The organism is Oligoflexia bacterium (assembly GCA_035326705.1).
GTDB lineage: Bacteria > Bdellovibrionota_G > JALEGL01 > JALEGL01 > JALEGL01 > JALEGL01.
The window spans coordinates 157,774-171,821 of the sequence record DAOLES010000001.1; the positions used below are offsets into that span (position 1 = coordinate 157,774).

General features: G+C 34.6%; 13 protein-coding genes. 5 read left to right on the forward strand and 8 right to left on the reverse strand.

Annotated elements, in window-relative coordinates; genetic code table 11:
* Positions 1–128 precede the first annotated feature (128 nt).
* From PKC21_00755 to PKC21_00775, 5 genes are read right to left on the reverse strand one after another with little or no spacing between them, the layout of a single operon-like run.
* A complete protein-coding gene (locus PKC21_00755) occupies positions 129–758 on the reverse strand; it encodes a VTT domain-containing protein (protein HMR23858.1) in 630 nt (209 codons plus the stop codon).
* Positions 755–2,335 carry a Na+/H+ antiporter NhaC family protein gene (locus PKC21_00760; GenBank protein ID HMR23859.1) on the reverse strand — a complete coding sequence of 527 codons (1,581 nt, stop codon included), beginning with the start codon at positions 2,333–2,335 and terminating at the stop codon, positions 755–757. The genes PKC21_00755 and PKC21_00760 overlap by 4 nt, the downstream gene beginning before the upstream one ends.
* Entirely contained in the window at positions 2,328–3,569 is a 1,242-nt protein-coding gene (alr, locus tag PKC21_00765; GenBank protein HMR23860.1) for an alanine racemase, read from the reverse strand. Before alr ends, PKC21_00760 begins: the two co-directional genes overlap by 8 nt.
* Positions 3,520–4,722, reverse strand: a complete 1,203-nt coding sequence (locus PKC21_00770) for a hypothetical protein (protein ID HMR23861.1) — start codon at positions 4,720–4,722, stop codon at positions 3,520–3,522. Before PKC21_00770 ends, alr begins: the two co-directional genes overlap by 50 nt.
* A 39-nt stretch (positions 4,723–4,761) precedes the next feature.
* Positions 4,762–5,745: a hypothetical protein gene (locus PKC21_00775; GenBank protein HMR23862.1), complete on the reverse strand. Its 984-nt coding sequence runs from the start codon at positions 5,743–5,745 to the stop codon at positions 4,762–4,764.
* 202 nt (positions 5,746–5,947) lie between these two features.
* On the opposite strand from PKC21_00775, the gene PKC21_00780 reads away from it, so the two are divergent.
* Entirely contained in the window at positions 5,948–7,051 is a 1,104-nt protein-coding gene (locus PKC21_00780; protein HMR23863.1) for a GNAT family N-acetyltransferase, read from the forward strand.
* An 18-nt stretch (positions 7,052–7,069) separates the two neighbouring features.
* On the opposite strand, the gene rlmD is transcribed toward PKC21_00780, so the two are convergent.
* On the reverse strand, positions 7,070–8,395 hold the full coding sequence (gene rlmD, locus PKC21_00785) for a 23S rRNA (uracil(1939)-C(5))-methyltransferase RlmD (protein HMR23864.1): 1,326 nt from the start codon (positions 8,393–8,395) through the stop codon (positions 7,070–7,072).
* 144 nt (positions 8,396–8,539) lie between these two features.
* Here rlmD and PKC21_00790 point away from each other — a divergent pair, with 144 nt between their 5' ends.
* Together PKC21_00790 and PKC21_00795 are read left to right on the forward strand one after the other, a co-directional pair.
* Positions 8,540–9,592: a class I fructose-bisphosphate aldolase gene (locus PKC21_00790; GenBank protein ID HMR23865.1), complete on the forward strand. Its 1,053-nt coding sequence runs from the start codon at positions 8,540–8,542 to the stop codon at positions 9,590–9,592.
* A 19-nt stretch (positions 9,593–9,611) separates the two neighbouring features.
* A complete protein-coding gene (locus tag PKC21_00795) occupies positions 9,612–10,055 on the forward strand; it encodes a hypothetical protein (GenBank protein ID HMR23866.1) in 444 nt (147 codons plus the stop codon).
* Between the two features lie 67 nt (positions 10,056–10,122).
* Here the strand turns inward: PKC21_00795 and PKC21_00800 are convergent, their stop codons facing one another.
* Complete coding sequence (locus PKC21_00800; protein HMR23867.1) at positions 10,123–11,469, reverse strand: M20/M25/M40 family metallo-hydrolase; 1,347 nt, start codon at positions 11,467–11,469, stop codon at positions 10,123–10,125.
* Between the two features lie 51 nt (positions 11,470–11,520).
* On the opposite strand from PKC21_00800, the gene PKC21_00805 reads away from it, so the two are divergent.
* Complete coding sequence (locus PKC21_00805) at positions 11,521–12,150, forward strand: HAD family hydrolase (protein ID HMR23868.1); 630 nt, start codon at positions 11,521–11,523, stop codon at positions 12,148–12,150.
* The gene (locus tag PKC21_00810; protein HMR23869.1) at positions 12,147–12,755 is read left to right on the forward strand and encodes a DUF1287 domain-containing protein; all 609 of its coding nucleotides are present in this window, start codon (positions 12,147–12,149) and stop codon (positions 12,753–12,755) included. The genes PKC21_00805 and PKC21_00810 overlap by 4 nt, the downstream gene beginning before the upstream one ends.
* Positions 12,756–12,873: 118 nt before the next feature.
* On the opposite strand, the gene PKC21_00815 is transcribed toward PKC21_00810, so the two are convergent.
* Positions 12,874–14,016 carry an acyl-CoA dehydrogenase family protein gene (locus tag PKC21_00815; protein HMR23870.1) on the reverse strand — a complete coding sequence of 381 codons (1,143 nt, stop codon included), beginning with the start codon at positions 14,014–14,016 and terminating at the stop codon, positions 12,874–12,876.
* Positions 14,017–14,048 lie beyond the last annotated feature (32 nt).

Sequence of the window (14,048 nt, forward strand, 5' to 3'; positions counted from 1 at the left end):
TTAAGTTTCCTTATACATGAGCTTTTTGCTCGTAAAATCAGTAATTTATATTCAATAATGTATCCCAAAAATCTATTTGGAAGTAGTCGTAGATATCATGTTGAGAGCCATTGTCAAGCCTGATAAGATTATTTTTTACTCAGTCTTGAGCTTATAACGCCACCAAAGACTGGAATAAGTGAGATGAAGATAATCAGTAAAACAGCTTTTTCAAAGTTTTGTTTAATAATGGGTACATTGCCTAAAAAGTAACCTGCCATAGTCATTGAGGTGATCCATGCAATACCACCAAATATATTATAACTAACAAACTTTTTATAATTCATATTTGCCATGCCAGCCACAAAGGGAGCAAAAGTCCTTACAATTGGAACAAAACGCGCCAATACAATGGTTTTACCACCATGCTTATTGTAAAACGCTTGAGTTTTTTCAAGGTGAGACTTTTTAAAAAAAAGAGAATTGTCTTTGAATTGTATACGGTCCCCTGAGGTTCTACCTAAAAAATAGCCAACCGTATCCCCTACAATGGCCGCAATAATCAGTAAAATATTAAGCCAAACAATATTTAGAATGCCCGTACTTGCTGCAAATCCAGTAATGAACAAAAGGGAATCACCAGGGAAAAAAAAACCAATTAATAAGCCTGTCTCTGCAAAAATAATGGCAAATAAAATAGGATAGGATAACCACCCCCAGTTTTCCATAAATATAGGGAGCTGTTGTAAGTCGAAGAGGGTTTTTATTTGTTCTATCATGAGGGGTCGCTTGCGTTAGTTTTTCCAAAAATATTGACAGTTGCAATTAATATTACAATTCCTAACAATAAGCTAATAAAGGGTGAAAAACCCAAAATTAATGCAGATTCTCCCACCAATAAACCCACTAATGCAACCAATAAAGCATAGGGAAGTTGGGTTTGAACGTGGGTCATTAAATTACACTCTGATGAAGAAGCTGACATTACGGTTGTATCAGAAATTGGAGAACAATGATCTCCAAAAATAGATCCAGCTAATACTGAACCAACGCTTGCGGTTACCAACATTTGAATATCTGCGGGACTTATGCCAGACTCAGAAGCTATAGAGTAAGCCAATGGAGCTGAAATAGGCATGATGATTGCCATGGTTCCATAACTTGTTCCAGTAGCAAAAGAAACAATTGCCGCAGTTAAAAAGGTCATAGCTGGAATAAAGTAAGGTGAAATCTTGCCTTGCAAGAGTTGTAAAATATACTCAGCACTTTTTAAGTCTTTAGTGACTTGCGCTAAGGCCCATGCCAAAACCAAAATAACACAAGCAGGAAGCATGCTCTCAAAACCATTCATGATAGCTTGCATAGACTTTTCTGTATTTAAGGTTTTTCCAAATAAGCTAAAAAGAATGGTAAACACTAAACTTAAACTTGTTCCCCAAATTAAGCTTTTGTATGCATCAGCATTACCTAAAGCTTCTTGAAGAAAACCAATTCCACTCAAACCATGATTTTGGCCAAGAGATTGATAACCAGTAATAAACAAGCTGGTTAAACACGATAAAATTAAAAACAATAAAGGAACAATCGCAAAAATACTGGAAGATGTGTTGTTATAGATATCATCGTGACTTGTATCAATGCGGGTGCTGATATCAATGGGTGAGTCACTCAGCTTTGAATACTTTGCCATGGTCCAAAGATCTTTACCTTTGTAGATAGTGTAAAATACAAAAAAGATCATGAGTAAAGGGTAAAATCTATAAGGCAAAGAGTTGATAAACATTTGATAGGCACTGACAGGACTCTCAAAATGCATATCTTTTAAGGCATCACCAATGAGACCCACTTCTGTACTGATCCAAGTTGATACCAAGGCAATACTTGCAATGGGAGCACTGGTAGCATCAACAATGAAAGCCAGTTTTTCTCTTGATATTTTATACTTGTCATATAGGGGACGCATGGTTTTACCTAAGATTAAACTATTGGCATAATCATCAAAGAAAATACAAAGACCAAGAAACCAAGTACTCAGCTGAATACTTTTAGCACCTTTAGCTTTTGAACTGATCCAGTTGACCATAGCACGAGTGCCACCATTATATTGAATGAGACTGCTAATAGCTCCAATAAAAAGAGTACTGATTAATATTGCTGCATGGTCACCGTCGCCCAAAGCATTTAATAAATAGGTATCAAAGCTTTTAAAAAAAGCAGAAAAGATACTGCCATCATGCAATAAAAACGCACCCAACCAAATACCTGCCAACAAAGAAATATAGACTTGCTTGGTAACAAAACCTAAAATAATAGCTAAAATAGGAGGTAATAAACTGCTAAAGCTTGGATTATTCATAACTTATCTCCTTAATAGTTTTATGAGTATTTGTCATATTTTTGTAATGATTATTTTGGATAAAGTTTTTTTTGATTGGACAATGACCAAGACGGGTCATTATATTGTATGAAACTGTATTTTCCCATCCAGCAAGGTCATCAAAACCAATTTGTTCGTTTCCTTGTTGACCAATTAAGATGACATCGTCATCTAATTTAACATTTTGAATTTGACTTACATCGATCATACATGCATCCATTGCATTACCGCCAACGATAGGAGCTTTTTGCCCATGGATTAACACATAACCTTTGTTTCTTATTCTTGGGTAGCCTTGGCCATAACCTAAAGGTATTGCAGCAATAATTGCAGTAGATTTTACTTTGTAATGCATTCCGTAACCAATACAGTCGCCTGGGTAAAATTTTTTAATAGAACATATTTTTGTTTTCAAAGTTAAGATAGGTTCTAACTCTTTAAGCTGTCGACAGGTATTTGAAGGGTGGAGTCCAGATAAAAGGATACCAAGCCGTACCATGTCAAAGTGAGCCATAGGTATGTCCAAATAACCACCTGAATTACAAGCATGAACTATTGGTTTATTCTGCTTTATAAATGAAGATATACTGTTAAGGCAGAGTTTAAAGCGTGAAAGTTGTAAGTTGGCATAGTCTTTATTATTTGCATCAGACTGGGCAAAATGAGTCATTAACCCTGAGATAATAAGGTTAGGATAATTTAGAATTTGATTGAAAAAAAAATTAAAATCATTGTGACGTACTCCAAACCTTCCAAGACCCGTATCAATATTAATATGACAATGAGTAACTTTTCCAAGTTTAGAAGAAATTTTATTTGAATACTGAGCTTGCCATAATGTGGAAATTGTAAAAATAAAACCGTTATCAATACAGTAGGGGATGCTTTGTAAACTAGGTTCACCTAGAACAAGAATGGGTGTGTTTTTTGCGTAGGGTTTTATTTTTAAAGCTTCAGTTATATTGGCCACAGCAAACATATAAGGATTTAAATGCTTTGTTAAAAAACTAACCATTTGACATGCATCGTGACCATAAGCGTTGTCCTTGACTACACAGCAGATCTTTAGGTTTTTTGGCATATCTTGAGTTATAATTTTAAGATTATTCTTAAGTGCATCAAAATTAATATCAATTTGGTTGGGTGAAATCATGTAGTGTCTCTTATAAAGGCCAAAGGGTTTTACCAATATCGGTTCTATAAAAACTTCCATAAGACTGAATATCTTTTGCATAGTCATATAGCTTCTTTAAACAAGCGTTTAAATTATCATCTGATGCAATGATGTTAACAATACTGTGACCTTGTTTTGCATGTAAAGAGTTCCCTTTTTTAATGACATCCTCCCAAAAATAAGCACAGTCAGCATGTGTTTTTTTTTGAATAGGATAATGATAGTGTTGGTTTTTATTTGGATATTGGTGCGATACGATATGAAGTAGACATGAATAAGTTTTATTTGCTTTAATTTTTATATCAAAAGCTTTACTAAGGTGTAGTTTTTTAAAAGTATTAAAAAAATTATCTATACTTAGCATAATCATGGGGCCAGAACTAACGCCCAAACGAGTGTTAAATTCTAATACCTGCCATAGATTATTGCTTCTTATTGCAGTTACTTGCAAAGGACCGCAATAATTAATTTTTTTAAACCAAGGTTTAAGTGGTGTAATAAGTTGCTTCACCAATTGGTAACGATCATTTTGATCCATTTCAATAAGTCCACCCATTGGTGTAGATAATGTTTCACCTAAATTGCCTGTGTATAGTTTTTTATACTCTTGGTTGGTGCATAGAGGATAAATCTTTCCATGGTTGATAAATACCGTATGACCGGCTTCATTTTGTCCAGCATACTTTTGCAAAAAAACACCATCGCTGCAGTCAGTTTGCTTTAATAAGGTCAGTGTTTGTGCATAACTGGTACAAACAGTTGTTTTTACTTTACTCATTGGAGATGAAAATCTATTTTTAATGACATAGGCGGCAGGATTTTTTTTTATGAAATTTAAGGCATTGTTTTGATTGCAAAAAGCATAAGAATCAACAAAAGCTATATTGTATGTATCACATAAAGTTTTAGCAAAAAATCGATCTTTTTCAATTGCTAGGGCATGTTGATTCACGGCTAACGTTTTTATATTGTGTGTTTTAAGGAAAGCTTCATCTATAAAATCACGCCAGTTTATGGATGTCGGGTATAAGTAATCTATACGATGTTGAATAATGTAATCATGTAGATCTTTTTTAGTTAAGACATCATGCGTTGACAAGTAATGTATGTCTAGATTTTTATTGTTAGATTCACAGTTTTTAAGGGCTTCATACAAAATATTATTGCCTAGAATGAGTAAACGTTGTTGCATAAGCTTGCTCCAAATTTTTTAATGAAAAATCTCAGGCTACTAAGATAGCTGTTGGTACAAAAAATTTAAGTGTTGTTTGAGATCAGATTTTGTTAGATCATGAATCTCTGTACTATGTTTGTGAAAAATAAACTTAATGTGTGAAAGGTTTGTGTTTTTCTGTAAGACTTTAAAGGTTTCTTTAGGTTTGTTGTTAGGATTACCTACAACAATAATTTTGTACAAACCATTGATTTGTTGCTGGTATAAAATACCAATAAGAGATTGATTGTTGCTAAGATTGGTGTGAATTTCAGTTGTTAGATTTTTTTTAACGGGGGAGGTGAGAAAAAGTTTTATTTGATGGTCTTGGGCATATTGTATCGCTTTTTCATGAATAACAGGGCTGGTATTTTTAGAGAATAATTTTAATTGTTCGTAATCTAGATTAGATATTATTTTTGCTTCTTTGACCATCTTAGGATTGCAAATGTATAAGGGACCAGGGTTTTTTAAAAAAATACATTGTTCAGCATTATAAAGATGTGCAAGATGAACCGCGCTTACATCCGAGCAATCAAAGCTCATGGCTTGATAGCCACATTGTTTTGAGTGGCCAATGAAGCCAGGGATGATAGGTATTATGTTTTTAGTTAAACACTGTGATATAAGATTTTGATTAATTGTATCGATTTCCCATTCATTGTTATTTTTCTGCAGGTGTATAGGTGTTTGCTCAAAAATCAATGCTTTGGATTTTAGCTGACTTTGATTAATATAAGTTTCAATGAGATTGCATGAAAAAAACTCTGCATGACAAAAAACATTGTTGTAATCATTTTGATGATTTGGACTAAGGTTCTCAACAATTTTTTTAATTTTTCTACTATGCCCAGATAAGGCTGAAGCAAGGAGAATGATTTGTTTATTCTGCTTTTGTAAGTGGCTTAAGAAATCAATAATTTTTGGCAATGTGTTTTTTAGGTCTTTGCTTTTACCTAAGCTAGATTCACCTAACTTAACAACAACAATATCGTGATGCATGTGTCTGTCCTCAGATTTAAAATTTTATAGGGTAAAAGTCTATTTGGACTAAGCGATCAGCTTACTCAATTGATATCAAAAAAAAATATCATGTCAATCATTTTATCTTGCATAATCTTAAAAAAAAATAGAGTGTTAATTTAAGCAGACTGCTTTTGCGCTGAGCGCCAATAAAACCTTATAAATTAAGGAGCTCAGTATCATGCAAGAAAATCGTTTCTCATCCTATTTTAATACATTGAAATATTATGAAATATTAAATGAGTCTGGTTGTATAAATCAAAAAAATGATTGGTTTTTACATTTGCTGATAGTTGGAGATAAGCACTCTAAAATCATACAATGTAAGAGTCTAAAAAGTTTAAAACCTTACTCCAATAAAAACGATGCGATTACACCTTTTTTTATAAGACATTTTTCAAATGATGATTTTTCACATGATGATTTTTGTCTTAATCATTATGAAAAAGTAACAAAAAATATATACTATCCCAAAATACAACTTTGTTTACCTTATGTTCCTATTGAGGGGGATAAACTAATCTTTAATAATATGATGAATGAGCGCAATACAATAAAAATGTATTCTTTGCTTTTAGCTTGGGCAAAACATAAAAAATATAATTCGATACATGTCACTTTACCAAAGCAACAAGATTATAAAATTCTTAAAAATATAGGTTTTTTTAGCTCACAAAAACAACTGTGTTATTGGTATAATAAAAGTTATAAAAACTTTGATGATTTTTTAAACAAACTTAAATCTAAATACCGTTGCCAAATCAAAAAAGAAAGAACTCATATAGAAGATAAAGGTTACCTGAGCCATAGTGTTACAGGCAATGAACTAAAAAAAAGTCATATTGATTTATTTTGGCAATTGTTTGAATTAACCCATTATAGAAAAAACTGGATCATGTCTAAATTAAACAAACAGTTTTTTTATCAAGCATGGCTAAAAAGTCCCAATCATATTGTTTTGAATTTTTTAACAAAAGATAAAAAAACCGTTGCTGTATCATGGTCTTTCCTGCATGAGAACATGTTATGTGGTCGTTTTTGGGGAAGTCTTTTTGATCATGACTATGTTCATTTTGAAGTTATGTATTATTTGCTGATAGACTATGCAATTAAACATAATCTTAATAGCATAGAAATAGGGTTTGCTAACTTACATAAAATAATTAGAGGTTTTGAACCGCAATCAAGATGTAATTTTCACTATTTTTTTGATGACAAATACAATCAAGATTTAAAAAATTATTCAGTAAAGCATCAGAACTATAAAAATATTTTTTTACAATGAGAAAAACTTTGCGATTTATTATTGCGAGGGTGATTTTTCAAAGTAAGCGATTAATTCTATATGGTATGTTTGTGGAAACATATCCAATGGATCTACTTGCTTTAATTGATAACCCATATCCGTCAAGTGTTTAGCATCTCTAGCAAAGGTTGTAGGGTTACATGAGATATAAGCAATATGTTGGGTATTTAACTGTTCAATTTGTTTGAAAATATCTTTATCTAAACCTTTGCGTGGAGGATCAAGGGTTATGGCATCAAAACATTCATCATTTTCAAGTATTGTTTCTAGAGCTTTATTGACTTTGTTTGCAACAAAGAAAGAATATTTACTTAAACCGGTATTTAAAGCATGCTCTTTAGCACAATCAACAGCGTCTTCATTGACTTCAACCCCTAAACTATAAATTTTGTTTTGAGCTAAGGCAAAACTAAATAAACCGGCTCCACAATAGAGGTCCAGATTTTTTTTGATTTTATTATTCTTTGCCCAACTAACAATTTTGTTGGCCATGCTTTGGGCAATGTCTGGATTGTTCTGCCAAAAAATAAAAGGCCAAATATTTATGCTTTTATTGAGGATACTTTCATTGATTTTTTCTGGACCATCTAAATGAATCATATCATTGCTAAAGGGAGAAAAATGTTTTTCTTTGTTGATTAAGCATAAATAGAGACTTGTTTTTGGATTGACTTTACATTTGGTTTGTACCCATTGCGCAGCTTGTTCTACGGTGTAGGTGTCACTAAAACTAAAGATAATAGCCTCACCACGATTTGAAGATCGCAAAGTAATATAAAGAAGTTCCGGGCATGCGTTATTGGCTAAAGCCAATTTAAGAGGGGTAATTAATTGATTAATATTATGCGAAGCGATAGGACATTGATCAATGGCTAAAAAGTTGTTGTTAATATCCATATAGCCTAACTCTTGGCCTTGATGAACATGTAATGTGACTTTATTTCGATAATGAAAAGGTTTGTCAGTGGTTATAGGTGTAATGTTGATGTCGTTTAAATTAGATATTTTTTCTAGACTCTCTTTAACCTGTTTTTCTTTGGTTTCATCCTGAAGATGTTTATCTAAATGTTGATAGTGGCAACCACCACATTGAGAAAAATATGTACAGTTTGGATTTTTCCTGAGTTTTGAAGGTGTATGAATATTATCAATGATAGCATGGACATGATTTTTTTGAACATCGTCAATGATAACGTTAAGCTTATCACCGGGCGCTGAAAATGGAACAAAAATATGTGCTCTACCTTCTTGCTTTGAAATACCTTCTCCACCATAAGATAAAGTTTCAATTGAAATGTCTTTGACCTGGTCACCTTTTTGCATCCGAAAAGTTATATCAGACTTATGACTAAGAGCATAAAATATTACCAAGCGCAAAAAGGAAAAATAGTAGTTTGCCAATAAACCTTGAGTGTAGACAATTAAAAAAATCTTTTGCAGTTATGCACAGTTTGATATGAAGTAAACATGAGTTTAATAGCCAGTATTCAAGATATTTTACAAAATGACAGTCACTTATTAGAGCATGAGTGCAAAACAATAGATAAAAGCCTATTGCATCATCCCAATCCAGACTTTATTAATCAGGTCTGGAGTGTTTCTGATCGTCCAATCAATGTTTTGCGAAACTTGCAAAGTATGTATGATCATGGTCGTTTAAGTAATAGTGGTTATATTTCTATATTACCTGTTGATCAGGGCATAGAGCACTCAGCAGGGGCTTCTTTTGCGCCCAATCCCATTTATTTTGATCCTGAGAATATTGTTAAACTGGCTATTGAGGGGGGCTGCAATGCGGTAGCAACAACCAGTGGCGTGTTAGGTGCGGTTGCGCGCAAATATGCGCATAAAATTCCATTTATTTTGAAGATCAATCATAATGAACTGTTGTCTTATCCCAATAGATATGAACAAATTATGTTTGCAGACATAGAACAAGCTTACACTATGGGCTGCGCAGGTATAGGTGCTACTATTTATTTTGGTTCAGAAGATTCTAATCGGCAGATTGTTGAAGTCTCTGAGGCTTTTGCTATGGCCCATGAGTTGGGTATGTTTACAGTTTTATGGTGTTACTTGCGTAACAATGAATTTAAAAAAGATAAAGACTATCATGTGGCAGCAGATTTAACTGCACAAGCCAATCATTTAGGGGTTACTATTCAAGCGGATATCATCAAACAAAAAATGCCAGAAAACAATGGTGGTTACAATGCTATTAAATTTGGTAAGACATCACCGATAGTATACGATCAACTGAGTTCAGATCATCCCATTGATTTAACCCGTTACCAAGTGGCCAACTGTTATATGGGAAGAGCAGGTTTAATTAACTCTGGGGGTGCATCTGGTAAAAATGATCTTCATGATGCGGTTAAAACAGCAGTGATCAATAAAAGAGCGGGTGGTATGGGATTGATTAGTGGGAGAAAAGCTTTTCAAAAACCTATGGATGAGGGTGTTAAATTGCTCAACGCCATTCAAGATGTGTATCTTTGTAAACAGGTGACGCTAGCATAAGTTTTTTTAAGGAGAAGGCATGCAACAAAATTTTATTAAAATTACTTTTATGATTTCCATGGTTTTTTTATTAAACTCATGTGATCGTATTACAGGTTTTTTTCAAAAAAAGGAAAATACGACATCTCAGAGTGAGCTCCAAAAATCAATTGAAGACTCTTTTGAAGTTTTTAAAGGAAAATATATTTATGGTCATGAAGTCAGCTCATTTCAGGCATGTAAGGATACTAAAAAATATTGGTTGGCCTACTATTTGGATTATAGTGAGCCTATCACTAAGCTAGAGGAAGAGTACGTAAAATTAACCAAAGATGCAAAAGAACCTTACCAAGAAGTTTATGTTGAACTTACTGCTTACAGAGGTCCAAGACCAAACGAGGGATTTACAGAAGGTTATGATGGTTTGATGTTGATGAAATCATACCAAAAAATAGAGCTGTTGACGGATCAATGCAGTAAATAATAGCTTGAAAAATTCTATTGACGGCGGCCTTCTGCTTTATTTAACTGCAAAAAAAACCTTAAAAATTTTATTTGCAAAATAAATGGGTAAAAGCGTAAACGCCCCCTTGCATTTGCTGCCAAGCAAACGATTCATCTGGTCCATGGTAGCTATCTTCAGGCAAGCTAATGCCTAAAAAGCCAATTGGTTTTTGAATAATATTCTGCATACTAACAATTGCACCAATAGATCCACCTTCCCTTATTTTAACAGGGCGTTTACCAAAACCAAACTCAATGGCGTCTTCAATTTTTGGAATTAAAGGAGTTTCTAAATTACAGCTAAAGGGTTGTGCGGCTCTTTCTTTTTCCAAAGTACAATCAGGAATAATTTGTTTGGCGTAAGCCGCAAATAAATCATACACTTTGTCAGGATCTTGGCCTGGAACCACTCTAAAACTTATTTTGGCTTCTGCACGTGGGGGAACAACAGTTTTTACGCCTTCACCTTGATAGCCACCAACAATACCATGCACTTCAAAAGTGGGTTTGGCCCAAACGGCTTCCATGATATCTAAAGGATCATTAGAGCGTAGGCTGGTTAAGCCATGTGCCCGCTTAAAATAGTCAATTGAAAATCCAGATTGAATGTAACCAGCTTTTTCCTGTTCAGAGATAGGGGTCCATGTGTCTTCAAAGCCTGGAATGGTGATGTTGCCCTGTTTATCCACACATTTAGCAATAAGCTCAGATAATTCAGACAAAGGGTTTCTGGCTGGACCACCAGCCATACCAGAGTGAACATCTTTTGTGCCTACTTCCAATTTAACAATAGCCGCCACATTGCCGCGTAAGGACATGCTCATGGCAGGTTGAGTATCAGAAGCCCAGATGGTATCAGAAATTACAATGTTATCAGCGGTGACTACTTTTTTATTGAGAAAATCTTCAAAGTTTGGACTACCAATTTCTTCTTCTAGCTCCCATATAAACTCCACATTGGTTTTTGCACCTAATGTTTTAGCAATGCTTGCAGCCCATAATGCGGTCATGGCGGGGCCTTTATCATCTGTGGCTCCTCTTGAGTAAAAGCGACCCTTGTCAAAGGTAAAGTCAAAAGGGTCACGTGTCCAACCATCCTTGCCTTTTTCAGCGGGTTGAACATCTAGGTGGTTGTAGATGGCAATGGTCTCAGCTTGTGGATCATTTTCTATCTTTCCATAAACAACTGGATTGCCTGAAGTAGGAATAATTTGCGCTTGGCCGCCATGTTTTTCAATCAGTCTAACGGCAATTTCTGCTGTTTCTTTAATATAAGGTTTATGTGATTGTAGGGCAGAGATAGAGGGTGACTCCACGATTGTTTTATAATCATTGAGTAAGTCGTCTTTGCTACGTTCAATTTGATTGGCAATATCTTGTTTGTTTAAATCCATGGTTCAAGGTATAAATTGTAAACAGTAAATTTGCAAGATTAAGGAGTAGCTGTGAGCAAGATTGATGGTATTGATAGTCTTATTTTTGATTTGGATGGAACGCTTTGGGATAGCACTGCTGCATGTGCTCAAACCATCAATCGCCAATTGCAAAATAAAAAAATTAATATTACACCCATCAAGCAACAGGATGTGGCCAGTGCCATGGGCTTGCCACATAATGAATATATAGAAAAAGTGTTTGCAAAGGCAACTCTTGAAGAGAAGAAAATTTTAGCGCAACAGGTTTTTGATCATACACATATTAGTATGGAAGATAGTTTACTTTATGATGGGGTAGAGCAAGGGATCAATGCCTTAAGTCAACAGTATCCATTGTATATTGTTAGTAATTGTGAGTCTGGTTATATAGAGAATTTTTTAAATATATCGGGTTTAAAGAGTTATTTTAAAGATTTTGAGTGTTGGGGAAACACGGGACAAGAAAAATATAAAAATATTGAAGCTGTTATTCAAAGAAATAATCTGCAAAATCCAATCTATATTGGCGATACACAAGGAGATAAATTTGCGGCCGAAAAAGCGGGTGTTTCATTTATTGCTGCAAATTATGGTTTTGGACAAGTTGAAGGTTTGTACACATTGAATCATTTTTCAGAACTGTTAGAGCTTATGTTATGAATAGTTTACTCAAACTTATTGTTAAGACAGTCTTTTTTCTTTGTGTATTCGTTTATGCACAAAACTTTAAAGGGGATGATTTGGCGCGCTATGCATTTGAGCGTACTAAAAAAAATATACAATACAACAGTCAATATTTTAGTATTGACTATCCGGGGGGTGATATCCCTAAACAGTATGGGGTATGTACAGATGTTTTGATTCGGAGTTTGAGAAAACTAGGTATTGATTTACAAAAACTTGTGCATGAAGATATGACAGCAAATTTTTCAAGTTATCCCTCTAAAAAAAATTGGGGCTTGACAAAAGCTGATAAAAACATTGATCATAGGCGAGTTCCCAATCTACAAACTTTTTTTAAAAGAGAAGGTAAAGCACGCCCTATTACCCAAAACAGTTCAGATTATTTACCTGGGGATATTGTTACATGGAACTTGGCAAGTGAGAAAAAAAGTATTCCTCATATTGGTATTGTTAGTCAGTTTAAATCCAAAGACGGGGTACCTTTAGTGGTGCATAATATAGGTCAAGGCGTAAAGTTAGAAAACATACTATTTGCATATTCAATCACAGGCCATTATCGATATTTTCCAAGATTAAATTAAAAATTATGTGCAGCAAGAGCAAGTTCAAAAAGTTGAGTTGTTTATGAAAAATCAACTTTATAAAGGGTTATTATTAGGTAATACTTTTTTACTTAAATCTTGGATATAACTTTTTTTTTTATTTTCTATCAAAAATTTCTTTGGCAATAATAAGTCTTTGAATTTGGCTGGTTCCTTCATAAATTTGGAAAATCTTTGCATCGCGCATGAGTTTTTCAACTGGGTATTCCGTATTAAAGCCATAACCACCAAAAACCTGAACGGCATCGGTTGCAACACGCATTGCAGTATCTGCGGCAAAGGCTTTAGCATAGGCAGCTTCTAAAGTGTTGCGTTGCTTGTTGTCTATTTTACTTGCGGCCAACCAAGTTAACAAACGTGCGGCTTCAATGTCTTTGGCCATATCTGCAATCATGAAGGCTACAGCCTGATGTTTAGCTATGGGTTTTTTAAAGCTAGTTCTTTGTTTTGCGTACTCAACAGCATATTCCATAGCGGCTCTGGCTAAACCCACCGCACCAGCTGCTACTAAAGGTCTACTATGGTCAAAAGCCGCCATGGCAATCATGAAGCCTTGGCCTTCTTGCCCAACTCTGTATTTTTCAGGAATTTTTACGTCATTAAAAGTAATGCCACGCGTATCGGAGCAACGTTGACCCATATTAATTTCTTTTTTACCCACCTCAATGCCAGGTGTGTCGGCAGGAACAATAAATGCACTCATGCCTTTATGACCTTGGCTAACATCAGTATAGGCAAGAACAAAGTACCAACTGGCAACTGAACCAGAAGTAATCCACATTTTTTGACCATTGATAACATAATCTGAACCGGTTTTAACCGCAGTGGTTTGAATACCTTGTACGTCTGAGCCAGCAGCAGGTTCAGTAACACAATATGCTGCAAACATAAACTCTTGGGTTAAGGGTGAGAGAAACTGTTTTTTTTGTTCTTCAGTTCCACCTACCAAGATAGGCGCACTGGATAGCATATTGGCTTCCATGGCCGTAGTGATTCCCGTGCAACCGGCACCAGTTTCCTCAGCAATAATACAACCGTCCACCACACTTAGGCCAGGTCCACCCAATGATTCAGGTATTTGGTTATTCATAAGCCCGGTTTCCCAGGCCTTTTTTAAGATTTCTTTAGGAAATTCTCCTGTTTGATCATGATGTGCCGCTTTAGGAATAACCTCGTTCTGAGTAAATTCACGGGCCAATTGTTTAAGTTGTTCTTGTTCTTGAGAAAGTTGAAAGTTGATCATGGTGAAATGATGACCTTAATTTTTAACAA